General features: G+C 72.2%; 20 protein-coding genes. 13 read left to right on the top strand and 7 right to left on the bottom strand.

Going from position 1 to position 24,279, the window contains the following annotated elements:
- A partial coding sequence (locus ND747_RS08585; protein WP_251732954.1) for a SpoIIE family protein phosphatase occupies positions 1 to 2,021 on the top strand: 2,021 nt, incomplete at its 5' end.
- Between the two features lie 307 nt (positions 2,022 to 2,328).
- On the opposite strand, the gene ND747_RS08580 is transcribed toward ND747_RS08585, so the two are convergent.
- Complete coding sequence (locus ND747_RS08580) at positions 2,329 to 3,024, bottom strand: aldehyde dehydrogenase family protein (RefSeq protein WP_251732953.1); 696 nt, start codon at positions 3,022 to 3,024, stop codon at positions 2,329 to 2,331.
- A 276-nt stretch (positions 3,025 to 3,300) separates the two neighbouring features.
- Between ND747_RS08580 and ND747_RS08575 the strand changes: the two genes are divergently transcribed.
- A complete protein-coding gene (locus tag ND747_RS08575; RefSeq protein ID WP_251732952.1) occupies positions 3,301 to 4,263 on the top strand; it encodes a nucleotidyltransferase domain-containing protein in 963 nt (320 codons plus the stop codon).
- Positions 4,264 to 4,478: 215 nt separating this feature from the next.
- Here ND747_RS08575 and ND747_RS08570 read toward each other — a convergent pair whose 3' ends face one another.
- A complete protein-coding gene (locus ND747_RS08570) occupies positions 4,479 to 5,042 on the bottom strand; it encodes a GNAT family N-acetyltransferase (protein WP_251732951.1) in 564 nt (187 codons plus the stop codon).
- Between the two features lie 452 nt (positions 5,043 to 5,494).
- Here ND747_RS08570 and ND747_RS08565 point away from each other — a divergent pair, with 452 nt between their 5' ends.
- Positions 5,495 to 6,355, top strand: a complete 861-nt coding sequence (locus ND747_RS08565) for an oxygenase MpaB family protein (protein ID WP_251732955.1) — start codon at positions 5,495 to 5,497, stop codon at positions 6,353 to 6,355.
- On the opposite strand, the gene ND747_RS08560 is transcribed toward ND747_RS08565, so the two are convergent.
- Positions 6,352 to 6,843: a hypothetical protein gene (locus tag ND747_RS08560; RefSeq protein WP_251732950.1), complete on the bottom strand. Its 492-nt coding sequence runs from the start codon at positions 6,841 to 6,843 to the stop codon at positions 6,352 to 6,354. The genes ND747_RS08565 and ND747_RS08560 overlap by 4 nt on opposite strands.
- A gap of 337 nt (positions 6,844 to 7,180) precedes the next feature.
- Between ND747_RS08560 and ND747_RS08555 the strand changes: the two genes are divergently transcribed.
- The gene (locus ND747_RS08555; protein WP_251732949.1) at positions 7,181 to 7,444 is read left to right on the top strand and encodes a DUF2277 domain-containing protein; all 264 of its coding nucleotides are present in this window, start codon (positions 7,181 to 7,183) and stop codon (positions 7,442 to 7,444) included.
- Positions 7,445 to 7,638: 194 nt separating this feature from the next.
- On the opposite strand, the gene ND747_RS08550 is transcribed toward ND747_RS08555, so the two are convergent.
- Entirely contained in the window at positions 7,639 to 7,827 is a 189-nt protein-coding gene (locus ND747_RS08550; RefSeq protein WP_251732948.1) for a hypothetical protein, read from the bottom strand.
- Positions 7,828 to 8,055: 228 nt separating this feature from the next.
- Positions 8,056 to 10,638, bottom strand: coding sequence for an MMPL family transporter (locus tag ND747_RS08545; protein WP_251732947.1), 2,583 nt, complete (start codon positions 10,636 to 10,638; stop codon positions 8,056 to 8,058).
- Positions 10,639 to 11,415: 777 nt separating this feature from the next.
- Here ND747_RS08545 and ND747_RS08540 point away from each other — a divergent pair.
- The 7 genes from ND747_RS08540 to ND747_RS08510 all read left to right on the top strand — a co-directional run bounded on the left by ND747_RS08540 (position 11,416) and on the right by ND747_RS08510 (position 18,242).
- Positions 11,416 to 12,801, top strand: a complete 1,386-nt coding sequence (locus tag ND747_RS08540; protein ID WP_251732946.1) for a cytochrome P450 — start codon at positions 11,416 to 11,418, stop codon at positions 12,799 to 12,801.
- A gap of 652 nt (positions 12,802 to 13,453) precedes the next feature.
- Entirely contained in the window at positions 13,454 to 13,801 is a 348-nt protein-coding gene (locus ND747_RS08535; RefSeq protein ID WP_251732945.1) for a hypothetical protein, read from the top strand.
- Positions 13,802 to 13,803: 2 nt separating this feature from the next.
- Positions 13,804 to 14,865 (top strand): FAD:protein FMN transferase, encoded by a 1,062-nt coding sequence (locus tag ND747_RS08530; protein ID WP_251732944.1) that lies wholly within the window; start codon positions 13,804 to 13,806, stop codon positions 14,863 to 14,865.
- Positions 14,862 to 15,509: a ferric reductase-like transmembrane domain-containing protein gene (locus ND747_RS08525; RefSeq protein WP_251732943.1), complete on the top strand. Its 648-nt coding sequence runs from the start codon at positions 14,862 to 14,864 to the stop codon at positions 15,507 to 15,509. The genes ND747_RS08530 and ND747_RS08525 overlap by 4 nt, the downstream gene beginning before the upstream one ends.
- 271 nt (positions 15,510 to 15,780) lie before the next feature.
- The gene (locus tag ND747_RS08520; RefSeq protein WP_374216187.1) at positions 15,781 to 17,127 is read left to right on the top strand and encodes an SLBB domain-containing protein; all 1,347 of its coding nucleotides are present in this window, start codon (positions 15,781 to 15,783) and stop codon (positions 17,125 to 17,127) included.
- Between the two features lie 87 nt (positions 17,128 to 17,214).
- Positions 17,215 to 17,487 (top strand): ferredoxin, encoded by a 273-nt coding sequence (locus ND747_RS08515; protein ID WP_251732941.1) that lies wholly within the window; start codon positions 17,215 to 17,217, stop codon positions 17,485 to 17,487.
- A gap of 173 nt (positions 17,488 to 17,660) precedes the next feature.
- Positions 17,661 to 18,242, top strand: coding sequence for a DUF4190 domain-containing protein (locus ND747_RS08510; RefSeq protein ID WP_251732940.1), 582 nt, complete (start codon positions 17,661 to 17,663; stop codon positions 18,240 to 18,242).
- A 665-nt stretch (positions 18,243 to 18,907) separates the two neighbouring features.
- Here ND747_RS08510 and ND747_RS08505 read toward each other — a convergent pair.
- Positions 18,908 to 20,608, bottom strand: a complete 1,701-nt coding sequence (locus ND747_RS08505) for a metallophosphoesterase (RefSeq protein WP_374216186.1) — start codon at positions 20,606 to 20,608, stop codon at positions 18,908 to 18,910.
- A gap of 331 nt (positions 20,609 to 20,939) precedes the next feature.
- On the opposite strand from ND747_RS08505, the gene ND747_RS08500 reads away from it, so the two are divergent.
- Together ND747_RS08500 and ND747_RS08495 are read left to right on the top strand one after the other, a co-directional pair.
- Positions 20,940 to 21,722 carry an FCD domain-containing protein gene (locus tag ND747_RS08500; RefSeq protein WP_251732938.1) on the top strand — a complete coding sequence of 261 codons (783 nt, stop codon included), beginning with the start codon at positions 20,940 to 20,942 and terminating at the stop codon, positions 21,720 to 21,722.
- 262 nt (positions 21,723 to 21,984) lie between these two features.
- Positions 21,985 to 22,950: an FkbM family methyltransferase gene (locus tag ND747_RS08495; RefSeq protein ID WP_251732937.1), complete on the top strand. Its 966-nt coding sequence runs from the start codon at positions 21,985 to 21,987 to the stop codon at positions 22,948 to 22,950.
- A 60-nt stretch (positions 22,951 to 23,010) separates the two neighbouring features.
- On the opposite strand, the gene ND747_RS08490 is transcribed toward ND747_RS08495, so the two are convergent.
- On the bottom strand, positions 23,011 to 24,279 hold a 1,269-nt coding region (locus ND747_RS08490; protein ID WP_251732936.1), incomplete at its 5' end, for a HEAT repeat domain-containing protein.

The following is a 24,279-nucleotide window of genomic DNA, read 5'->3' as shown; positions in this document are numbered from 1 at the left end:
GTGCGGGCGGTGCGGGCGGTGCGGGCGGTCGCGGGGGCACGTCGGTTCCGGCGGCGCGCAGCTTCGAGCAGTACCTGCTGGACACCCTCGACGTCGTCGTCGCCGCGCAGCGCACCGCGGAACGCGCGGCCCGGCTGCAACGGGTCACCGCGGCGCTCGCCCAGGCGACCACGCCGGAACAGGTGGCCACCGCCGTCGTGTCGCAGGGCGCCGCGGTGCTCGGCGCGTCCGGCGGGGTGCTGCTGGTCCCGCAGGACGCCGGCCGGCTGGTGGTGTCGGGATCCATCGGCTACGGCGAGAGCATGATCGCGGCGCTGCGGGCCGAGCGGCTGACCGACCGGTTGCCGGCGATGGCGGCGCTGCGCACCGGTGAGCCGGTGTGGCTGGAGTCGCGCCGCGAGCGGGACCTGCGGTTTCCTGCCCTCGCCGAGCTGGAGCCGACGGCCGAGTCGATGTGCGTGCTGCCGCTGTTCGCCAGCGAACGCACGCTGGGCGCGCTGCGGTTCACCTTCGACCATCCTCGGCTGTTCGACGACGACGAGCGCACCTTCGTCGAGGCACTGGCGGCACAGACCGGCCTCGCACTGGAACGGGCCCGGCTGTTCGCCGTGGAACGGGCCGCACGCGAACGAACCACCCTGTTCGCCGCGGCCACCGACCTGTTCACGTCCACTCTCGAGACACCGCGCATCCTCGAACATCTGGTCGGCCTGCTCGTACCGTGGCATGCGGCCCGCGCGGCGGCCGTGCTCGTCGACGAGGACGGCGGCGTGCAGGTCGTCGCCGTCGCCGACCGCGCCGATCTCACCCCCGGTGCCAGCACCCCCGCCCAGCTCACCGACACCGCCATACCCACCGCCCCCGCCCGGCCCGGCAGCGCCGCCCGGCCCGGCAGCCCCCCTCGGCCCGGCAGCCACGCCGTACCCACCGGTGGCCCCGTTCCTCCCAGCGCGGACCGGGTCACCCAGCCGCATCCGCGCCTGGGCAGCCAGGCCGAGCCCCGCTCGTTTCTCAGCATGACCGGCCAGCCGTGGGACGAGTTCGACTCGGTGCGGGCGGCGCGGCCGGTGCAGCGGGCGGTGGCCGATCCGGTCGGGATGACACAGGCGCTGCGCACGGGGCGGCCGGCGCGCTCCGAGGACGGCGCCCGCCTGGCGTTGCCGCTGGTCCTCGGCGGGCAGGCGGTGGCCGCGGTCGGCCTGGTCGCCGCCGACGGGCATGTCTACGACGAGGACGACCAGCGGGTCGTCGCCGAGCTCGTCGACCGGGCGACGGTCGCCATCGGCAACGCCCGCCAGTACGAGCACGAGCGGCGCACCGCGGTCACGCTGCAGCGCAGTCTGTTGCCACAGCTCGTCCCGCAGCTGCCCGGTCTCGCGTTCGCCTGGCGGTACCTGCCGGGCAGCGCCGGTGCGCTGGTCGGCGGCGACTGGTACGACGTGCTGCCCCTCGACGACGGACGGGTCGCCCTGGTCATCGGCGACGTGATGGGCCACGGCATCCACGCCGCGGCCACCATGGGCCAGATCCGCGCGGCGGTGCGGGCACACACGGTGGCGCCGGCACGCCCGTCCACGGTGCTCACCCAGCTGGACGCGGCAGCCACCCGACTCGAGCAGGGTCGCACGGCGACGGCGGCGCTCGCGGTGCTCGACCCGTCCACCGGGCGGCTCGTCGTCGCCTCCGCCGGACACCTGCCGCCGCTGCTGATCACACCGGGCGCGCCGGCCCGGTATCTGCCGATCGACCCCGGCCCGCCACTGACCGCCGGCCTCGCCGACTACCCCGAGACCTCGCTGACCCTCACCGCCGGCAGCACGCTGCTGTTCTACACCGACGGCCTGGTCGAGGACCGCAGCCGTCCGGTGGACGTGGGCATGGAACTGCTGCGCTCGCAGATGTCCGTCGGCGGCAGCCCCGACGAGGTCTGCGACCGCGCACTGACCGCGGTCGGCCGGGCCAGCGGCCACGAGGACGACACCGCCCTGCTCGCCGTCCGTTTCGCCGGCCCACCCCGCTGACCCGATCCCGATCCCGATCCAGGTCCCGCCTTCGGCCGACCCGGACGCCCCCTGCCCGGCCCAGCTGTCGCTCTGCCGAGGGTTGTTCGGTCTCATGTGGAGGGTTGTTCGGGAAATCGGGCCCTGATGCCAGAACAACCCTCCACATACGGCGGCGACGACGGTTCCGTTGCGGTTATGGCTGCGGGGCGGCGAGAACGGTGGATGCGACCGGGCGGCTGTGGCGTCCGCGCTGGTTCGCCGACGGCAGGGCGGGTCGGGCGGCGGGCCGGGTCAGGCGGCAGGGCAGGTCAGGCGGCAGGGCAGGTCAGGCGGCGGGGCCGGCGATCGACTTCAGTCCGTCGACGGTGGCGGTCAGATCGGCGTCGTCCAGGATGATCGCCGCTGACTTGCCGCCGAGCTCCAGGGTGACCCGCCGTAGCCGCTCACCGCACAGCGCAGCGATGCGCCGTCCGGCCGCGGTGGAACCGGTGCAGGCACTCTTGTCGATGCCGGGGTGGGTGACCAGGTGCTCGCCGACCTCGCGGCCCGCCGGCAGGATGGACGCCACGCCCGCCGGGAAGCCCGCCTCGGCGAGCACCAGCGCGTCGAGAGCCGTCTCCGGCGCCGGCTTGACCACGACGGTGCAGCCGGCGAGCAGCGCCGGGGCGAGCTTGGACATGATGGCCGCCTGCGGCACATTCCACGGCACGATCACCCACGGCACGATCACGCCCACCACCCCGACCGGCTCGCGGCGCACGGTGATCGTGTCGCCGAGCATGCCGGTGCGCTCAGCCTCCCACGGGTAGGTCTCGGCGAGGCCGGCGAGCGTGGTCAGCAGCAGCCACGGCGCGAGCGACTGCCCGGTCTGGCTGAACCCGATCGGCGAGCCCATCTCCGCGGTGATCAGCTCCGCGAGCTCCGGCGCGCGGGCCACGTACAGTTCCGCGAACCGCCGCAGCAGCGCGATCCGCTCCCCCGCGGCGAGCCGCGGCCACGGTCTACGGAAAGCATCCCCCACTGTGTCATCCCGTCTCCATCTCCCGTCCCTTGACGGGACCCGTGCTGGGCGACCACAACGCCGAGGTATCCGCGGCCGAGCCGACATGTGGAGGGTTGTTCAAGGATCCGAGGCCTCGATCCCGAACAACCCTCCACATCTGGCGGCGACGGCTGTTCTTTTGCGGTTATGGCGTGTTTGTTCATTATTCGTACAGTCCGCGCTGTGGCGCTGTGGCGCTGTGGCGCTGTGGCGCTGTGGCGCTGTGGCGCTGTGGCGCTGTGGCGCTGTGGCGCTGTGGCGCTGTGGCGCGCTGCCCCGCTGCCCCGCTGGTCCGCTGGTCCGCTGGTCCGCTGGTCCGCGGTCTGCATCGGTATCGGCGGCCTGTTCCCCCTGGCGATCACCGCCGGCGTCGGGGCGATCGTCCTCCCCATCGCCGCCATCCGCATTGCTGGCTCGATCCCGCTCGTCAAGACACTGCTCGCCAGCCGCGGCACCGAGGCCACGGACATCGACGCCGGACAGTCGCGCGACGTACTCCGACCAGGGCCTGGCGGCCCGATGGTCGGCCCACCGCGGCTGAGCCATGCGGCGGGTGCGCCGCGGGTGCGGACCAATGCCTGCCCCGACCATCTGAAGATGTTGGTGAGACATCTGGGCTACGTCGACGCGATCGGTACCACCCCCCGGGTTGCGCATGACAGCAAACCTGCGACCGCAAGGCGTAAACCGGTGGCTGTGGTGTGCGGCATGGGCGAGTATGGCGAGATGCGAGCCGAGGAGGTCACGGAGATCGTGTCTGGCCTCCAGGCGGAGGGCGTCACGATCTGGCTGGATGGCGGCTGGTGCGTGGACGCGTTGGTGGGCCGGCAGACCAGGCCCCACGCGGACCTCGACATCGCCGTGGCCCGAGCGGACGAGGACAAGCTGCGCGCGTGGTTCAGCGCGAACAACTACATCGAGTTGTCCCGCCTGAATGCCACACCGGCGAACTTCGTACTCGGCGACGCGTCGGGCCGGCAGGTCGACGTCCACGTCTTCGAGTTCGCCGGGGACGGCCGCCTCCGTTACGGAGTCGCCTACCCACAGGAATCGCTGACCGGCCATGCCGAGTTGAACGGCCTTCCGGTGCGCTGCATCGCCGCGGAGTGGATGTTCCGCTTCAAGACGGCCTATCCGCCCGCTCCACAGGACATCGCGGACGTACACGCACTCCACAGGAGGTTCGGCTTCGCCATTCCGCCGAGCCACGCTGGCTGAGGCACCCCCACGACAGCCGTCCGGTCCGCCGCTCCGGGACTGGGCCGCACACGGTATCCGCTGGTCGGTCTGGGTATGTCCAACGGTCTTGTGCGCCGGTGAGGACGGGGTGGATCCGGTAGCCGAGGGTCAGCGGGAGGATCTCGAAGGCGTCGCAGTGGCTGGGAACGACGATCTGGCAGTCCTTGCGGGTTGCAGACGTCCACGAAGGGGGACTATCGGCTCGTTGGCGTCCCGGGTTCGCGGAGACCGACCGCGTCGTGTCGCCAGAACGGTTCCGGGTAGACCAGTGTCCCCGTCATCCACGGCTGATAGCCGCCAAGCGTGACGACCTGGAAGGCCTCGTCCGGAATACGCAGCGACGGCTTGCGGAAGCCCAGCTCCCCGCCGGGCGCGAAGCCGAAGCGACGGTAGTAGTCGGGGTCGCCCTCGAGGAAGACCAGTGGCACCGCGGACGCGGCGAGGAGCTCGAGACCGCGGTGGACGAGAGCCGAACCGACGCCGTTCCTCTGGTGTGCGCGTACGACCGCCAACGGGCTGAGGACCTGGACCTCGACCAGCCGCCGCGGCGCGTCGAGCAGGCCGCGGGTGAACATCACGTGGCCGATGACCTCGCCCTCGTGCTCGGCGACAAGCGAGAGGCCCTCCACCGACGTGAGGGTGGCGCGGAGGTCGTCCACCAGGTCCGCCACGACCGCTCCGTGCTCTGCGCCGAACGCCTGGGTGACGACGTGGCGCACCGATGCCCGATCACCGGCCAGTTCGCGGCGAAGATGCACCCACCGGACGGTAGGGGCACCCAGTGACGACGGCAACCCTGTTTCTGTTGCAGGTAGCTGGACGACCGCCAGGGCAACGACGTCAGGGGGCAACGGCTGGAGGGAACAGCCGCGTCAGCCGACACGGCGCACTTCGGAGGGTCAGGGGCCGAGGGCCGCGGAGACAGTGGCGTGGGCGGCAGCGAAGGTGCCGGCAGACACCGCAGCAGCGGAGATCGGGGGCAACCTCCACAAACCGCAAACCTGCTCTGCCAGGCTGCGGACACTCTCATACAGATCGGCACCGATGGGCCGGCGGGCGCATGATGGGTGGCATGGGTACGGGCACGCGATCCGCCCGGAGCACCGTGGGCGATCCAGACGCATCAAGTGATCCAGGCGTGTCGAGCGCTCCGGACAGCCAGGTCCCGCAGGACGCCGCAGCTGGGCCGGGCCCGGTCGAGGCCGGGCCGGTGGCGCAGCTGCGGGACTGGCTCGGCGGGCAGGTGTTCCAGCGGGTCGCCGGGCCCGAGGGCGCCGGCCGCCGCGAGCGGATCTTCGCCGCGCCCGGTGAGCGCTGGTTCACCGAAGGCCGGCCGATCCGCCTGGTGCATGCGGATGCGGCGATGTTCGTCGGTGGCCTGCGGGCCCTGCTGCTGCAGTCGCTGCATCCGCTGGCGATCGCCGGGGTGACACAGCATTCGGACTTCCGCAACGACCCGTGGGGCCGCCTGGCGCGCACCAGTTTCTTCCTGGCGGCGACGACGTTCGGCCCGGCCGACGAGGCCGAGCGGGCCGTCGCCCGGGTGCGCGCCGTCCACCGGCGGGTCCGCGGTGTGGCCGCGGACGGCCGGCCCTACTCCGCCAGCGACCCCCATCTGATGCGCTGGGTACATGTCGCCGAAGTCGACAGTTTCCTCGCCGCCTATCAGCGGTACGGCACCAGCCCGTTGGACCCCGAGCAGCAGGATGGCTACGTCGCAGACACCGCCGTCGTCGCCGAACGGCTCGGCATCGACGATCCGCCGCGCACCACCGCCGAGCTCGCCGTGGCGCTGCACGACTACCGTCCGGAGCTCGCCGGCACCCCCGAGGCCCGGTCGGCCGCCCGCTACCTGCTGCTGCGCGCGCCGCTGCCGCTGGCCGCCCGTGTCCCCTACAGCGCGCTCGCCAGTGCCGCGGTCGGCCTCATGCCCATGTGGACGCGCTGGCCGCTGCGCCTGCCCTACCTGCCGGCCGCCGAGGCCACCGTCGGGCGCCTGGCCGGCCAGACGATCGTCACCACCATCCGCTGGGCCACCCGGCCCCCCGCCACCACGGCGGCGGACAGCTAGCGCCGCTCGAACACCCAGGCGGCGGCGACGGCGGCGCCGACGATGACCCCGACGATCAGGATGCCGCCGAGCACGAAGAAACCGACCGTCTTGATCAGGGCGATGACGACCGGCAACCCGGCCATCATCAGGTACGAGCCGCGGGTGCGGACCGGTGTGTTCGCGACGGTGGTGATCCGCTGCACAGCGGTCACCCGGGAGACGTTCAGCTGGTCCGACACCGACGGCAGCAGCCGAATTGTGCTCCAGGTGAGCGCCACGAACGCCAACGTCAACAGGATCGCGTAGATGAGACCGAACGCGCGCCCGAACGCCTCGAAGGACGCACCCGCCGCGATGACGGTGACCGCCAGCGGCAGATACCAGCCCGTGGTGCGGTCCTGCCCGGCCTGGCTGACCAACCGCCGGGCCTGCGCGAACCGCACGCTGCGCCGTCCCCGACCGCCCCGGCCGGGCTCAGCCGACTCGCCGTAGTAGCCGTCCGCCATGACCGCCTGACCCCCTCCGGGCTGGTGTGCCGATCGGATCGACCTGTACGCACAGGACGCGGCACTACCCCGCCTATTCTCCCCCTTGCGCGCAGAAGCAGACGTGGATTTCGCCTCGCGGGTCCACCCCCGGGCACGAACCGGCCCACCTGGGCTTCGCCTGGGCCGGCCCACGGTGATGGTTCGCCCACCGCACGGGGTTGCCGGATGGGCTCGGTTGCCGGGGTGGGCTCGGTCGCCGGATGGGCTCGCACCGGCGCGGGTGCGGGCCCGGGGTGAGGCAGGAGGAGCATCAGGCCGGCGGATTTCTGTCGGTGGACGGCGCTACCGTGACGGCATGTGCCGCAACATCACCGAACTGCGGGGTCTCGAACCGCCGGCGACCGACGACGAGATCGAGGCGGCCGCGCGCCAGTTCATCCGGAAGGTCAGTGGAATGCGCCGGCCGTCGCCGGCTACGGACGACGCCGTCGAGTCGGCCGTGACCGAGGTGGCGGAGGTCGTCCACCGGCTACTCGGCACGCTTCCCCCTCGCCGGCAGCCGCCCGCCACCCTGCCGCCGCTGCGCCGCCCCGAGGTACGCGCCCGCCTCGGACTCTGAGCTGTCTCTGGGATCCGAGCCGGCCGTCCCGGGCGGCCGCTCAGGGGCGGTGGCAGCCCTGCACTCAGAGGCGGTCGCGGACCATGATCAACGCGATGGTGGGCCGGTATTCGATGGTGGGCCGGTATTCGGTGGTGGCACGGGGGGTGGCAGCGGGCCGCCGGCCACCGCGCCGTCCGCCAACGGGCTGCTGGTTAACGGCGGTGGCGGGCCATGTCGGCGCGGGAGCGGCGCCGGCGGTTGCCCGAGTCGACGAGCCGCTCCGGCGGGCGGCCGGCCTCGGCGCCCGCGCGGTCCGCGGCCACACTGTCGGCGATCAGCTCCCGGGTGCGGTCCTGGTCCTGGTCGTCCAGTCCGGTCAACAAGCTGTCGAACACGCTCACCTGGGTCACTCCTACTGGTCGTTGCGTGTTGAAATCTGCCGTTGACTCACCTCTTCCCGCGACGTCAGCCAATAAAGCACGCCATCCCTGCCGATTGCGGCCAACGCTCCCACCAGGGGCTTCGACACGGCTCACCGACGCCTCTGGCCTGGTCTGAGGACCGCGAGGGACCTTCGCGCGACTCTCCCACCAGCACCTGCCACACCGTGGACGCGACTGCCCCGCGGGTTACCGGGAGCGACGACCGTGGTGGTCTGATCGGTGCAGCTCCCCGGTGGAGGCCGGTCGGCCGGGTCGGGTCCGGCCCCGGGCGCGGCCGGCGGCCGAGCGCATGGTGGGCATCGTCGTTGTCCCGGTGGTGGGCATCGCCCGCGGGCCGGACGAGGGAATCGTCCACGGGCCGGTCGTGGCTGCGCCTCGATAGGGGGCGTCGGGCAGGGAGCGGCGGGTGGCCTGCGGAGCTGGGCCGTCCGCCGCGGCGAAGCCCGGACCGAAAGAGCCGAGGGGGCCGGTGTGGCCCACCGGGCCGGTGTGGGTGGACAGACGTTCGGCCGCGGCGATGCGGTGGCGTCCGGTGTTCCCGCCGTCCCGCCCGTTACCGCCCCGACCGCTGCCGGCTCGGGTGTGGGGGACGGTGTCGGGCGTTCCGGTTCGGAAGATGCGCGGGCCGCGGCTGCGGGCGACGCCGCCACGGCCGGAGGACTCGGCGGTGCCGCGGCCGGGGCGCAGCAGGTGCAGCAACGCGGGCAGCAGCAGGATCCGGACGACCAACGCGTCCAGGACGACCCCGACGGACAGGCCGATCCCCAGCAGTTTCAGGACCCGGACCTGCTGGGCGGCGAGCGCCGCGAACACGATCACCATGATCAGGCTGGTGGTGACGACGATGTGGCCGACGTCCGCGTGGCGGCTGCTGATCGCCCGGCGCTGGTCGCCGGCGCCGGTGCCGGCGTGCAGGCTGCTGAGCATCGTCAGGTGCATCCCGATCGCCAGGCCGAACACGACGATCATGATGATCCCGAGCAGGAACGGCTCGACCGGTCCGGGCCGCACGCCCAGGCGGTCGGCGACATGGCCCTCGGTGAACACCCAGGTGATCACGCCGAGGGTGGCCGCGAGGGCGAGCAGGCTCGCCATCATCACGGCCAGGCTGTGGCGCACCGAGCGCAGGGCGAGCAGGGTCGTGAGCCCGAGCATGCCGAACTCCAGCGCGAGGAACCCGGGCAGCACATGGGCGAAGCGGCTGGACATGTCGTCGTACAGGGCGGCCTGCCCACTGATCCGGACGGTCAGCCCGGTGTTCGCGATCGCGGTCGGCAGCACCTGCTCACGTAGCCGGCGCACGAGTGCGGTCGCCCCCGCCGACCGCGGTCCGTCGTCCGGCAGCACCTGGACGAGCGCCCCGCCGACCGCGTCGTTGCGCAGCGACAGGAACGCCCGCTGTACGCCCGGCGCGTCGTTGATCGCCTTGATCACGCCAGGTAGCGGGTCGGGCTGGCCGGTGCGCAGCCCGGTCACGACGGCGACCATCGGGCCGTTGAGTCCCGGGAAGAACTCCTCGCTGATCAGGTCGTAGCCCCGCCGGGTGGTGTTGGACGTCGGGTCGCTGCCGTTGTCGCCACCGCCGAGGCTCAGCCCGGTCACCGGCATCGCGAGCACCGCGAGCCCGATGACCGCGACTCCGGCGAGGAACTGCGGATACCGGGCGACCACCGCCGCCCACCAGGACCGCAGACCCGGGCGGACGGGCAGGCCGGTGCCGCTGCGGCGCAGCAGGGTGCGTTCCGTCCACACCAGCAGGCCGTGCCCGGTCAGGCGCAGCGCCGCGGGCAGCAGGGTTGTCACGGCCAGCACGCTCGCCATCGCCGCGGCGAAGCCGGCCAGGGCCAGACCGTTGAACACGCTCAGGCGCAATGCGCTCGTCGCGAGCATCACCGCGGCCAGCGCCAGGCCGCCGACGGCGGTGGCCCGTCCGGGATGGCGCAGTGCGGCGCGGGCGGCCTGCGGCGGATCGAGTCCGGCGCGCAGCTGGTTCTGGGTGCGGTTGACGATGACGACGCTGCTGCCGAGGGTCATCCCGAAGGCGAGGACGAGGGTGAGCAGCGGGGCGAGCTGGTTGACGTCGGCCCGCAGCGACAGCAGCATCGCCGCGGCCGTGGCCATCCCGGCAGCGGCGGCCGCGACCAGCATGCACACGGCGACCGCCGCCGGTGCCCGGACCATCAGCGCCAGCACCAGCAGCGCGATGCCAACGGCGAGCGCGATCGGCCACGGTGACACGCTCGACTGCACGATGACGGTGGCGCCGGGCCCGTTCACCTCGACCTGCAGGTCAGGTCCGTCGTAGGCGCGGGCGGTGTCGATGAGCGCGCGGATCGCGGTGTGGTCGGGCGCGGTCGGCGAACCCTTCATCAGCACGGAGACGAGGGCGGCGCGGCCGTCGGTGCTCAGCGGCGACCCACCGATCGGGAGCGCCGCCGCCGGGCTGAACGGGTCGAACGCGCCGGCCACCCCGGGCACCTCGCCCAGCTGGGCGACCATCTCCGCGATGCGGGCCCGCACCGCGGGCACCTGTACCGTGCCGGCGCGGGCCCGCACGACGACCGTCTCCAGGTCGGGGACCGCGCCGGAGGGCATGAACGACCCGGCGGTGTTGATGGCCTGCTGCGACTCGGCGTCATGGCCGGCCAGCTCGACCGAGTACCGCGGCCCGGCATGCTGGGCGAGCGCGAGCGCACCGACCAGGGACGTCAGCCAGACTGCGACGACCAGCCAGCGGTGTCGCTGACACCAGCGCACCAGCAGAGCCACGGGCTTCATCCTCCGGCACGGCACGGGCCGGCTATATGGCCCTTTAGGGAAATTGTCCGATTTGCTTCGGCAAATCTCACCCGCTGGCCCGGGGCGCGTCAACACGATCGGCCACCGGAGTACCGAGATGGGCACTCCGGTGGCGGCAGTGGGCAATCCCACCGAGAGCTGGCCGCTACCTTGGCGAAACGGCGCCAGCGCACCCGCAGCCCCGCACCGACGCCGCTTCCCTGCCGGCGCGTCGACCGCCCGGCGACGGCTCTCCGCCGGTCCTACGGCGGTTATCCGCCGGTCCTGCGCCGGCGGTCCCCCACCGGTTCGAGGTCGACCCTTCGCCCGCCGCCAGGCACATCCACACCCCACCGGTCGCCCCCAGGTGACCACTGGCGGGTGGCCGACCCTCCCGATCACACCACGTGATGTCGCGACGTTCCGCCCCCCTCGAGGGAGCCGGAGAGGACTCCCCCGCGGACACCCGTCCGGGCTGGCTCCCCGGTCGAGCCGATGACCCCCGACCCGACTACCCCGAATCCGGCCGCCCGACGCCGGGCGGCTCGCCCGACCCTCTGGCCATCAGTTGCCACCTGGTCACGCCCGCGCCGCCCGCGCCGCCCACCTGGCGCATGACGGACATCAGCCCACCAACTACCCGATTTACCCAACCCATTGCCAACGGAGCATGTGAGGATGGCGGTCGCTCGGAAGCGATCGCACTCGCCCTCCGCCCCCGGCCCGGTGCTTCACCGCCCCGCAGCCCTGAAGGGACCCCTGACTCCGATGTCGGTCACCGAAACCGTGCAGGACACCCACGACATTCCCTCGTTTCCGTTTCCGGACACGTTCCTGCCGCACACCTCCACGCGCATTTCCGAACTCGCCCGCCAGGCCCCCGCCACCCGTGTACGGTTCGGCCCCGCCCAGCTGCCCATCTGGCTGATCGTGCGGACCGCGCCCGCCCGCACGATGCTCGCCGACCCCCGTTTCTCCCGCACCCGCACCCTCGACTTCCAGCCACCGCTGACCGCGGGCCAGATTCCCGACCCCAACTCACTGCTGTGGCTGGACCCGCCTGCGCACACCCGCATCCGCCGCCTGGTCAACGCCGGGTTCGCGCACCGCCGGATCGAGCGGATGCGCCCGTTCGTCGCCGCCACCGCCCGCGCGCAGATCGACGCGATGCTCACCCAGGGCACCCCCGGTGACCTGCGCCCGCTCACGTTCCACCTGCCCATCGAGGTCATCTGTCACCTGCTCGGCGTCCCCGATCTCGACCGCGAGAAGGTCCGCACGTGGAGCGAATCCCTTTTCCGCTTCCACCTCGACCCGAAGGCCGCCGCCGCCGGACTCGGCGCCCTGTACGGTTACCTCGGCACCCTCGTCCGTTCGCGCCGCGAGGCCCGGAACGCGGCAGAAAATCCGGCCGGAACCGTTTCCGGCAGCCCTGCTCGTGCGGTCGGCAACAATGTCGCCGGTGATGTTGCCGGTGATGTTGCCGGTGATGCCTCCGACAAGGGCGGCAGCAGCGAGTCGCCGGGGCTGCTCGACGTCATCCTCGACGCCTACGAGGAATCCATCAACAACACGCCCGCCACCTCGGCGGATGCACCCGCGGACCCCGACGATGCGCCGCTGACCGAGCCCGAGCTCCACTCGCTCACCATGACACTGCTGGTCGGCGGCTTCGAGACCACGGCCGGCGTGATGACCAACATCCTCACGACCCTGCTCGACGACCGGTCCCGGTGGGAATGGCTGGTCGCGAACCCGGACGGCATGCCCAACGCCGTCGAGGAACTGCTGCGCTACCACCCGCTGTCGATGACGTTTCCGCGCGTCGCCACCGAGGACGTCGACCTCGGTGGGTTCGTCGTGCGCGCCGGCGAGGTCGTCGTCGTCCCCCTCGCGGCCATGTCCCGCGACCCGGCGGTGTTCCCCGACCCGGACCGCCTCGACCTCACCCGCACCCCCGTCCCCAACCTCACCTTCGGCCACGGCCCGCACCACTGCATCGGCGCCCACCTCGCCCGGGTGGAGCTGACCGAGATGCTGACCGCGCTGATCGAGAAGGTCCCCACCCTGCGCCTGGCCGTTCCCGCCGCCGACCTGCGCTACGAGGTCAAGGCCCCCATCGGACGTCCCGAGACACTCCCCGTCACCTGGTAGGCCCACCGCGTCGCCCCCGTCTCCCGCAACCGAGGCCGTCCCCGCTGTCGTCACCAGGCGATCACGACGACAGCGGGCGCCCCGCGCCGCCATATCCGGCACGTCCAGCACGTCCGCCACGTCCGCACGTCCGGCGACCAGTACGCCAAGTCACGGATTCCTGCCGAGGCGGAGTGAAGGTTCCGGCCCGCCGATCCTTCACCAAGCCTCGGCAAGAACGGATCATGGCCTTCGGTCATCCGTGACCGAGCCGGTTTCGTTGCAGGAAGTGGTGTGGGTGGCACGGAGGGTGCCGGTTGGTGGGTGTCGGGGGTGGATGGGGGCGGGGGTGTGCTGGTGGAACGTCCACCGGCACCCAGGACGGTCACTCTCCGGCATGTCTGCGCGGAACGTGATAGCAGGCCTGCATCTCGACGGGCCAGGACCACCGGTATCGGGTCGGACCCGCGGATCGTGGGGTTGCCACGGCCGACATACGCAGCCGGAGGGCCGCCGGAGCACGAACAGACCCCAGCCTGCGCCCCTCCGACTGCATGGAGGCGGCGGGCGGCGCATGGGAGACGAAAAGCAACCGCACAGCAGGCTCACAGAGTTCCCTCCCAGTGTGGTCATCGTGCGCTCCGTCCGGGAGTGCCGAGGCTGGGAGGATGCGGTGGCCACACGAGAGCAAGGGCTACGGCGGACGGGTCCGATCACCGCGGGAATAGCCGCCCTCGCGGCCGCCGGCGTGATCGGATTCGGCGTACTGGCCCAGGAACATTCCACTGCTGCGGGCGAGGACAAGGCGACCGCGGCCACCGATTCGAGCACAGGCACCGGCTTCACCACCACGGGCTCGGGCACCACCAGCTCGGACACCACCAGCACCGGCACCACCAGCACCGGCACCAGTTCGAGTTCGGACACCACGGCGAGCAGCTCCACCACGGACTCGAACGGGTTGCTGACCGGCACGACGAGCGATCTCAGCGGCACCCATGCCACGACCGGGGGTTCCTGATCATGAATCAGGCCCTCGCCACGGCAAGCCCGCCCCACCCGATCGGACCAGGTGGGACCGCATCGACCTCCTGGCCCGTGTGGAGCACGACCGCGCAGGTCGTGGTGACCGATCCGGGCCAGCTCGACGCGGCCGTGCGGATCGTGGCCGACGAGATCGCCGCCGTCGACCAGACGGCCAGCCGGTTTCGCCCGGACGCGGAGATCATGCGGCTGGCCGCCGCAGATGGCGCGCCCCAGCAGGTCAGCGAGTTGCTGGCCGAGCTGATCGAGGTCGCACTGGACGCCGCGCGACGCACCGGCGGGGACGTTATCCCGACCCTCGGCGGCGCCCTGGCCGATCTGGGCTACGACCGCGACCTGTCCCTACTGGCGATGAACGGACCGCCCGTGCGGACAGTGCACCGGCCGGCGCCGGGCTGGCGGCGGATCAGCCTGGTCGGACGGATGCTGACCCTGCCGGCGGACGTCCAGGTTGATCTCGGGGCGACGGCGAAGGCGCACACCGCCGACCGTGCCGCCGCGCGGGTGGCCGCCCGGTTGGACACCGGGGTACTGGTCAGTCTGGGCGGTGACATCGCCACGGCGGGCCAGGCACCGACGGGCGGCTGGCAGGTACACGTCGCCGACCAACCGGGCGAGCCGACCTGCGTGGTCGGTCTTGCCAGCGGTACGGCGATCGCCACGTCGAGCACACTGGGCCGGCGGTGGCAGCGCGGCGACCGGCTGCTGCACCACATCCTTGATCCCCGTACCTGCCAGCCGGCCCCCACGGTGTGGCGAACGGTGACGGTCGCGGCCAGCACCTGCGTCGCGGCGAACACCGCGAGCACCGCGGCGGTCGTCCGCGGCCCGGCGGCACCCGGCTGGCTCGGCGGCCTCGGCCTACCGTCCCGGCTCGTCGACGCCGACCAGGAGATCACCACCGTCGCCGGCTGGCCGTCCCCGCCGGACCCCACCCGCCGTCTGGGCCAGACGCACGCGGTGGCTGCCAACGGTTCCGCGGAACCGGCCGGCATTCCTGCCGCGGCACGGAAACAGCAGGTCGGGGGCGCGCCGCGATGAGTGCCGACACCCTGTGGTATGTCGCGCGGGGCGCTGGCGTGGTGACGTTACTGCTGCTGAGCCTGAACGTCGCACTCGGCATCGTCGCCCGTTCGGGCCAGGGGTTTCCCGGCATGCCCGGCTTCGCCGTCGCCCAGGTGCACCGCACCGCGGCGCTGCTGTCGGTGGTCCTCCTCGGCATCCACGTGGCCACCCTGCTGCTCGACCCGTACGCGCAGCTGACCCTGCCCGATGTGGTTCTCCCCTTCGGCGCCGGCTACCGCCCGCTGTGGACCGGCCTGGGCACGTTGGCACTGGACCTGCTGGCGGCGATCATTGTGACCAGCCTGCTGCGCCAGCGGATCGGCCGGCGCGCCTGGCGGGTGGTGCACTGGTCGGCGTACGCGGCCTGGCCGGTATCGATCGGCCATGCGCTCGGCGACGGCACCGACAGTGGCACCCGATGGCTGCTGGCCATGGTGGCGGCCTGCGTGCTCGTCGTCGGTGGCGCACTGGCCTGGCGCCTGTCGGCGGGCTTCGGATCTCCGTCCCGCACCCCGGTGCGACGTCCTGGGCTGTCTGGGCCGTCTGGGCCTGACGATCGACCGCTGGTCACCGCGGGTTCCGCGACGCGGCCGGTCGCGACCAACAGCACCGCCGGTTGAGCCTGGGCCGCCGGCGCCTCTCTTCTTGGATCGGATCTCTCGGATGACCTTCGACGACTACGCCATGACCACCGACGACGCCAGTACCTTTCTCCCGACATCGCCCCCGGCATCGTCCTCCGCTGCGACTCGCCCAGCACGGCCCACACCGCCGTCCCACTCGGCACCGCCGACTCCCGGTAGGGCGCGGACGGGGGGTGACGACGATCGTCCGGTGACGTCCGAGGGTGGGGTCGGGGTGGTGCTGGGCCGTGGCGGGGAGCCGGTGGCCATGACCGGGCCGGGGCGTCCGACGCTGGGGGCTCGGCTGATGGGCCTCGCGGTGGCGGACCTTGCCGATCACGATCGGCTGTACGGTGCGGTGCCCTGGCGTGGGCCGGGTGGTTCGCTGCTGTACGAGCTGCGCGCCTCCGGGCTGACCGGCCGCGGCGGCGCGTCGTTTCCGACCTGGCGCAAACTGGCCACGGTCCTCGAGTCCGCCCGGCGCGGCGCTGTGGGGCCACCGGTGGTGATCGCCAACGCCGCCGAGAGCGAACCCGAAAGCGCCAAGGACGTGACCCTGCTCCTCCGGGCGCCGCACCTCGTCCTGGACGGGTTGCAGCTTGCGGCCGAGGCGGTCGGTGCCGGCGAGGCGGTCGTGTACGTCAAGGCCGGTCCGGGTGCACAGGCCATGCACCGCGCGTTGTCGCAGCGTCACGCCACGGGGCGCGACCGCTGCCCGACCCGGGTGCACCAGGCGCCGGCGACCTATCTGGCCGGAGAGGCCTCCGCGCTCGCCGCGGCCGTGGCCGGTGGCCCGGCCCGGCCGCACGCGCACTGGCTGCCACTGGCCGAGCGGGGCATCGGTGGACGGCCCACGCTCGTCGACAACGTCGAGACGCTCGCCCATCTGGCGACGATCGCCCGGTGGGGTGCGGGCTGGTTCCGCGGCGTCGGCACCGTGGACGATCCGGGCACCCTGCTCGTCACGGTGACCGGGGCGGTGCGGGTGCCCGGGGTCGTCGAGGTGCCGTTCGGCGGCACGCTCGGGGAGCTGCTCGCGCTCGCCGGTGGGGCCAGCGGACCGGTTGGGGCGCTGCGGATCGGCGGCTACGGCGGCACCTGGCTGCCGGCGTCCGCGCAGGCCGAGGGGGTCTTCTCGCGGGCGGGGCTCGCCGCGTGGGACGCGTCCCCCGGGGCGGGGATCGTCACGGTGCTGCCGGCGCACGCCTGCGGGCTGTCGCAGACCGCCCGCATCGTCGCCGAACTGGCCGGGCAGAGCGCGGGCCAGTGCGGTCCGTGCGTCACCGGCCTGCCGCGCCTGGCCGAGGCGACCGCCGCCATGGCCCGTCCGGGCTCCCCGGTCGGCCACACCGTTGTCAGCGCCTACACGCATGACCTGGGCGGGACCGACTCCCCCGGGCGGGCCAGTCAGCCCCGTCCCGGCAGCGTGTCCGGACGGGAGAATCCCGCCGCCGCAGCCAGCCGGGCCCTCGCACTCGCCGCCCTGGTAGCCGGACGCGGCGCCTGCCATCACCCGGACGGCGTCGCCCGCCTGGTCCGCAGCGCCCTGCGGACGTTCGCCGCCGACATCCGCGCCCACGCCGACGGCTACTGCCGCGGCAGCGCCCCCGCCTGACCGACCGCACGTCCGCACGTCCGCACGAAGCTCGTCCGCACGAAGCTCGTCCGCACGAAGGAAGCTCGTCCGCACGAAGGAGGATGTATGGCCCGCACGGCCCAGCAGACCGGACCCCTGCGGCTGTGGATCGACTGGACGGCCTGCGACGGCCGCGGCTGGTGCACCGAACTGCTCCCGGAACTACTCGACCGCGACCCCGACGGCTATCCCATCGCCCTCGATCCCGCCGTCGGCCAGACCCGCGATCTCACCGTCCCCGCACCGCTGACCGGCCACGCCCGGCGTGCCGCCGACCTGTGCCCGCGCCTCGCCCTGCACCTGCGTCCGGCGTCGCCCGACGTTGGCGCACGGGCCTGAACTGCTGGACGGAGATTGGAGGTGACAGTGGCGCAGGGCGGGGTACGGCACCACCACGACGCGATCACCACCGCACGACACCAGGACACGACGCGCAGAGACATGACGCGCAGAGACACGACGCACCGGGACACGACGCCGACCGACGCAGCGCAGAGAAAGGACCCGCCGCCATGACCAGGCCGTACACCGTGGACGACGCCAGCGAGACCCGCCACATCGCCGCTCCGACCGCCACTCCCCCGGCGAACCCCTACCGGGAGCAGCCCCACAGCACCCAGCCCGCCGGCCCCGGCCAGCCTGACCTCGGCCGGTCCGACGCCGGCCCGACCGACGCGGAGCAGACCCGGATCAGCGAGCCCCACGGCCGCCAGGCGTACAGCAGCCAGCCCTATGGCAGCCGGTATCCCGCTCCGTCGGCCTACCCGACCCACCAGAACGAGCCCGGCGGCTACCTGCCGTACCCGGATCCCGGCCGTGACCAGGTCGAGTACGGCAGCCCGTCGCCGCAGCTGCCGCAGCCCGGGGACACCGGCGCGGCGGGCGCGGAGCCGTCCGGCACGCGGACGCTGTGGATCCTCGCCTTCGTGCTCTCGGCTGTGGCGCTGCTCGTGCCCTTCGTCGGCTTCGCGGCCATCGCCTGCGGCGCCGTGGCCTGGGGCAAGGGCAGCCGCCGCGGCAAGCTCGCCACCTTCGTCGCCATCGGCGCCACCGTCGTCGGTTGGATCATCGGCGCCCTGCTCGTCCTGTCCTGACCACCGGCTCAGGGGTTCGGTCGGACCCTGCCGGACCCTGCCGGACTCTGCCGGACTCTGCCGGTGGCGTCCGAAAGTCTCGGCCGCCCCTACCCGACGGCCACCCCAGGGCGGTGCCGCAGCACCGTCACCCCTTCCATGCTGCGGCACCGCCCGACCCGCGCGGCTCCTGTCAACGTCCGCGGCGACCGAGCAGGCCGCGGACCGCCCGCACCCCCTGCCTCCGCACCCCCCTGCCTCCGCACCCCCCTGCCTCCGCACCTCCGTGCCTCCGCACCTCCGTGTCGGCCGTGGACGGCGACCATTCCGCCACGTCACGGATTCCTGCCGAGGCGGAGTGAAGGTTCCGGCCCGCCGATCCTTCACCTAGCCTCGGCAAGAACGGATCATGGGTTTCGGGCGTCCACGACCGAGCCGTTTGTGTCGCAGGGAGTGGTATGGATGACACGGAAAGCATCCATTGGTGGGCGTCGGGCATCCCTTGGTGAGCGTCGGGGGTGGATGGGCGTGAGCGTGTGCCGGCGGAACATCCACCGATCCCCAGAACGGTCACCGTCCGCCATCTGTGCGCGAAAAGTGATGGCACGGCTACATCTCGACGAGCCAGGGGCGCGGACAGACCCCATGGAGTCAGACGCTCAGCGGGATGCGGGTGGTTCGGGCCGTCAGCGGCGGGGGCAGGGACGCGACAGGGTGACGCGGTCGAACTCGGCGCCGTGTTCGTCGATGCCGCGCACGGTCAGGGTGGAGGCGCCGCCGGGGTGGCCGGGGGCGGACTCGACGGCGACGAAGGCGTAGTTGTCGAAGCGGGTGCGCGACCAGCTGATCGACTCGGGCGTCTTCGTGCCGTCGGGTGCCCAGACGTAGCTGTTCGGCACGACGTTGGAGCCGGGCGCGGCGAGCTTGCCGCGGTAGGACTCCAGCTCGCCGGTCTGGAAGGCGTAGCGCGGCCGGCCGGCGGAGCCGGCGGTGATGTAGATCGTGCCGTCGGTGGCCGGCTGGATCGTCGAGCCGTCGGGCGCCGCCCGGGTGGGGGCGTTGGCGCGGATCGGGTCGGTGCGCTCGTAGAGGTGGTTGTGACCCTGGAGCACGAGGTCGACCTGGTAGGTGTCGAACAGCTTCGTCCACGCGGCGCGCACGCCGCCGTCGCTGGCGTGCTGCGACGTCGTCGAGTAGGCGCAGTGGTGGAAGAAGCAGACGATGAAGTCGATGTCGGGGTCGTTGCGGTAGCCCCGCAGGGTCCGCTCCACCCAGGACGTCTGCGCGCCGCCGGAGTACCCGGTGTTCGTCTTGATCTCGAAGGAGACGTCGTTGGCGTCCAGGGACAGCACGGCGACGTTGCCGTAGACGAACGAGTAGACGCTCGGGCAGCCCTTGGGGCCGCCGCCGGGCAGGTCCAGGCGGGCGGCGTGGCCGCCGTAGCCGTGCGGGGAGTAGAGCGCCTCCATGTCGTGGTTGCCGGTGGCGAACATCCACGGGCTGCGCGCGGCGGACAGTTCGATGTCGGAGAGGTAGACGTCCCAGACGGTGGGGTCGAAGTTGTCGAAGCCGGTCGGCGGCTGACCGGTGGTCGTCCGCTTCGGCGGCTTGCCCATGCCGGACGGGTCGGCGTAGCAGATGTCGCCGGCGAGCAGGTGGAACGCGGGGTCGACGCGGGCGATCGCCGCGGTGATCGCCGAGGCGTGGGCGACGGTGGGCTGGTTGTCGTCCTTGTAGTAGTTGTCGTCGAAGACGCCCCTGGGATCGCCGGGGGGCGTGTGGTTGGAGCCGTGGTCGCCCATCATCGTGAAGGTGAACCGCCCACCGGAACGGCCCTTGGCGTGGCCGGTGCGGGTGGCCTGGATCGGCGTCGCCGCGCCGCCGGGCACACGGAAGCGGTAGTAGTACTCCCGCCCGGGCGCGAGCCGGTCGAGGGCCGCGTGCACGTAGAACTGCTCGACGGCCAGAATCGAGCCGTCGACCTGCGGGACCTGCGACAACAGCGGACGGATCTCCGCCTCGACGGTGCCACCGAGCGCGCGGGTCGGGCCGATGTCGACCAGAACGCGACCGCGGCCGGGACTGCGGGTGAGCTGGCCGGCCAGGCGCAGCTGACGGGCAGGGTCGGCGCCGAAGGCGGTGTGCCGGCCGCCGACCAGCAGCGGCGCGTCGTTCGTCGCGGCATACGCGGCCCGGCCGAACGGGGTCGTCCCCAGGGTGGCCGCACCGGCACCCGCCAGGCCGCCGAGCAGCAGGCCGCGGCGGCTCACCGGCCGTCGGCGCAGGAAGTTCTGCAACCAGTCGTGCTGTTCGGCAATGGTCATGTCCCGCGCAAGCTGCGCGGGAACTCCGGATGCCACCACTTCGTCTGAAGGACTCACAGGCATGGGTTCGAACGTAGAAGCGCTGCCCGTCACCCACGCCCACCGTCATATGGCCAGGGGCCGAAGAGTACGTAAACAACCAGGTCGCGCGTTCCAGCGTTCCACCGGTCCAGCGGTCCAGCGCACGGCCTGCCCGGCGGTTCGCTGGCGACCATCCCGGCCCGGGCCGGACGCCGGACAACGTCGGACAAGCCCGTACGGCAGACGGGAACAGAACTGAGCATCGAGAGGGATGCGTGTTACAAAGATTACGCGAGTATTTCGATCACGTTTCTTTTTGCGATACAACCGGACTGTGGCATGAAGTAGCCGTTCCGCTGGATACGATGCCGCGGTGACACTGAAAGATTCGGGGGACGGCCAGCGGGAGCACACCTCCGCACACCCGCCGGTATCGCGGGCGGAAAAGGTTTCGGTGCAGGTTGCCCGGGCGATCGTTCGCCAGCTGGCGGAACTGCCCCGCGGCACGAGCCTGCCCGGTGAAGCACAGATGATCGAAAGTTTCGGCGCGAGCCGCAGCTCCGTGCGCGAGGCCCTGCGCATTCTCGAGGTGCAGGGCCTCATCACGATCCGGCCCGGTCCGGGCGGCGGCCCGGTTCTGGTCGGCCCGCAGAGCTCGGCACTGGGCCGCACCGCCACCTTGTTCTTTCACCTGCTCCAGGCCCGCTACGCGCATCTGCTGCACGCCCAGGTGGCACTCGAACCGCTGCTGGCCCGCCTCGCCGCCACCAATCCCGACCGCGAACAGGTCTGCGCCCTGGCGGAGTTCACCGAACCCGCGCCCGCGGACCTGGAGACGTTGACCTACCTGGACCGCGCCACCGCCTTCCACGCGGCGCTGATCGCGGCGTCCGGCAATCCCGTGCTGACCCTGATCTGCCAGTCGCTGCGCGACATCGCCGAGGACCGCCTGGCCACCCGCGTCCGGGGCGCCGTGGTCAACGACCCGCGCGAACGGCAGGCGACGATCGGCGAACACCAGGCCATCGCCGCCGCCATCCTCGCCGGCGCGGCCGACACCGCCGAGGCCCGAATGGCCGCGCACATGGAGGCCTACTGCACCCGCGTCCTGGCCAGGCACGCCGAACTCGTCCAGGAGATCGTCGACTGGCACTGAACGCCGACTGGTACTGAACGCCGATCGGCCCGAGCCGTGCCACCGGCAACCAGACCCTTCCGTTAGGGTAGCTTTTTCTTTTCCGCACATATTCATCTGTTGACAGTGCCCGACCTGTGGATTTACTGTGGCTGCCACCTGACCGGAGCCTCCGGGATTCGGGCGATGCATTCATGTCGCCCCGCCATTTTGGTGGCACCGCGGTTTTTCGCGCACACTTTCTTCGACGTTGTCGAGTGGCTGTCGAGTATCGGGGGCACACATGCCAGTGACGAGTCTCGCGTCGCGGGTGGTCGGCCAGGCAAAGGCATCCTTACGACGCCACGAGCGGTTACGCGGCGGAGTCGTCGCGGCGAAGGACGCCGCCTGGCAGGTACGGGTCGCTCTCGACACCGTGCGCCACGGCGCGGTCGTCGTCGAGGACGAATACGGCATCGCCCTGCTCGTCCCCGCCGACCAGCGGGATCGGCTGCGTTCCCTGATGCGCCGCCCGGGCGATCGGCCGGCCTTCCACCTGATGGACCGCATGCTCGTCGAGGGCGATGTCGTGCTCGACGTCGGCGCCAATCTGGGCGTCTACAGCGTGCATGCGCAGCGCCACGTCGGTGCGTCCGGGCAGGTTTTCGCCTTTGAGGCCGTGCCCGCCACCGCCGACCGGCTCACCCAGACCCTCGCGCTCAACCAGGCCGGCGATGTTCAGGTGGTGCGGGCGGCCGTGACCGAAACCGCCGGCACCGCCACCATGCACGTCTTCGACGACCCGGCCTGCGGCTGGAACTCCCTCGGCAACCACCCCATGTACGGCTACGACGGCTCGACCGTCCGCCCGAGCAGCACCGTCGAGGTGCCCGCGATCACGCTGGACGAGTTCGCCGCCGAACGGCACCTCGACCGGGTCGCCCTGTGCAAGGTCGACGTCGAGGGCTTCGAGCGCCACGTCTTCGCCGGCGCCCGCGGCCTGCTCGCCGAGCACCGCATCGACGTGCTCTGCTTCGAGATCAGCGAGGATGCCCTGGTCGGCGAGGGCGGCGCCCCCGTCGAGGTCTTCGACGCCCTCGGCACCCACGGCTATCTGACCTACCGCCACGACGAGTCCGACGACACCCTCGTCGGCCCGATCGACCCCGCCGCCGAGCAGCGCCGCCTCGCCGCCGAACCGGTCCGCCCGTACGTGGCCAACTACTTCTCCACCGCCACTCCCACCCTGCTGAACGCCGCCCTGGTCTGACCCGCGTCACGGCGCCCCGTCGCCGCCGGACGCACGACAGCGGCCGGCCGAGATCGGCCATCAGGATCCATGCGTAACACCGCGCCGCGCGCCGGCCTCGGCCGCCCGACGCACATCCACATCAGGATCCTCGACAGCCCGCGCACGCAGCCAGCCCACCGTCGCCGGATCCTCACGCCACCCCGACACCACCGCCCGCACCGCCACCTGCCGCACATCCTCGTCAGGATCGTGAACGGCCCGCGCGCGCACCCAACCCACCGTCGCCAGGTCCTCACGCCACCCCGACACCACCGCCCGCACCGCCGCCTGCCGCACCGACCAGTGGGCATCGTGGACAGCACGCGCACGCAACCACCCCACCGTCCCCGGGTCCGCACCCCACCCCGACACCACCGCCTCCAGCGCCGCCTGCCGCACGTCCTCGTCAGGATCGTGAACGGCCCGCGCACGTACCCAACCCAGCGTCTCCGGATCCTCACGCCACCCCGACGCCACCGCCTCCACCGCCGCCTGCCGCACAAAACCATCAGGATCCTCGACGGCCCGCACACGCAACCAGCCCAGCGTCGCCGGATCCGTACTCCACCCCGACACCACCGCCCGCACCGCCGCCTGCCGCACCGACCAGTGGGGATCGTGAACGGCCCGCGCCTGCACCCAACCCACCATCACCGGATCCTCACGCCACCCCGACACCACCGCCCGCACCGCCACCTGCCGCACCGACCAGTGGGGATCGTGAACGGCCCGCGCCCGCAACCAACCCGGCGTCGCCAGATCCTCACGCCACCCCGACACCACCGCCCGCACCGCCGCCTGCCGCACCGACCAGTGGGCATCCTGAACGGCCCGCGCGCGCAACCAACCCACCATCACCGGATCCTCACGCCACCCCGACACCACCGCCTCCACCGCCGCCTGCCGCACCGACCAGTGGGCATCGTGAACGGCCCGCGCACGCACCCACCCCACCATCACCGGATTCTCACGCCACCCCGACACCACGGCCCGCACCGCGGCCTGCCGCACAAAACGGTGCTCATCGTGGACGGCACGCACACGCAACCAACCCAGCGTCTCCGGATCCTCACGCCAGTTCGACGCCACCGCCTCCACCGCGGCCTGCCGCACAGAACCATCAGGATCCTCGACGGCACGCACACGCAACCAACCCGGCGTCTCCGGATCCTCACGCCAGTTCGACGCCACCGCCTCCACCGCCGCCTGCCGCACAAAACGGTGCTCATCGTGGACGGCACGCACACGCAACCAACCCGGCGTCTCCGGATCCTCACGCCACCCCGACGCCACCGCCTCCACCGCCGC

The sequence above is a fragment of the Frankia sp. R82 genome (genome assembly GCF_023716925.1).
Taxonomy (GTDB): domain Bacteria; phylum Actinomycetota; class Actinomycetes; order Frankiales; family Frankiaceae; genus Frankia.
Note: the sequence above shows the minus strand (reverse complement) of the source record. Positions and strands in the feature narration are given on the sequence as shown.

Excerpts from the sequence above, each read along its gene's own strand:
- ND747_RS08560 (WP_251732950.1), bottom strand. The coding sequence starts at position 6,843 with ATGGCGGACGGCTACTACGGCGAGTCGGCTGAGCCCGGCCGGGGCGGT.
- ND747_RS08555 (WP_251732949.1), top strand. The coding sequence starts at position 7,181 with ATGTGCCGCAACATCACCGAACTGCGGGGTCTCGAACCGCCGGCGACC.
- ND747_RS08540 (WP_251732946.1), top strand. The coding sequence starts at position 11,416 with ATGTCGGTCACCGAAACCGTGCAGGACACCCACGACATTCCCTCGTTT.
- ND747_RS08530 (WP_251732944.1), top strand. The coding sequence starts at position 13,804 with ATGAATCAGGCCCTCGCCACGGCAAGCCCGCCCCACCCGATCGGACCA.
- ND747_RS08525 (WP_251732943.1), top strand. The coding sequence starts at position 14,862 with ATGAGTGCCGACACCCTGTGGTATGTCGCGCGGGGCGCTGGCGTGGTG.
- ND747_RS08520 (WP_374216187.1), top strand. The coding sequence starts at position 15,781 with ATGACCGGGCCGGGGCGTCCGACGCTGGGGGCTCGGCTGATGGGCCTC.
- ND747_RS08515 (WP_251732941.1), top strand. The coding sequence starts at position 17,215 with ATGGCCCGCACGGCCCAGCAGACCGGACCCCTGCGGCTGTGGATCGAC.
- ND747_RS08510 (WP_251732940.1), top strand. The coding sequence starts at position 17,661 with ATGACCAGGCCGTACACCGTGGACGACGCCAGCGAGACCCGCCACATC.
- ND747_RS08505 (WP_374216186.1), bottom strand. The coding sequence starts at position 20,608 with ATGCCTGTGAGTCCTTCAGACGAAGTGGTGGCATCCGGAGTTCCCGCG.
- ND747_RS08495 (WP_251732937.1), top strand. The coding sequence starts at position 21,985 with ATGCCAGTGACGAGTCTCGCGTCGCGGGTGGTCGGCCAGGCAAAGGCA.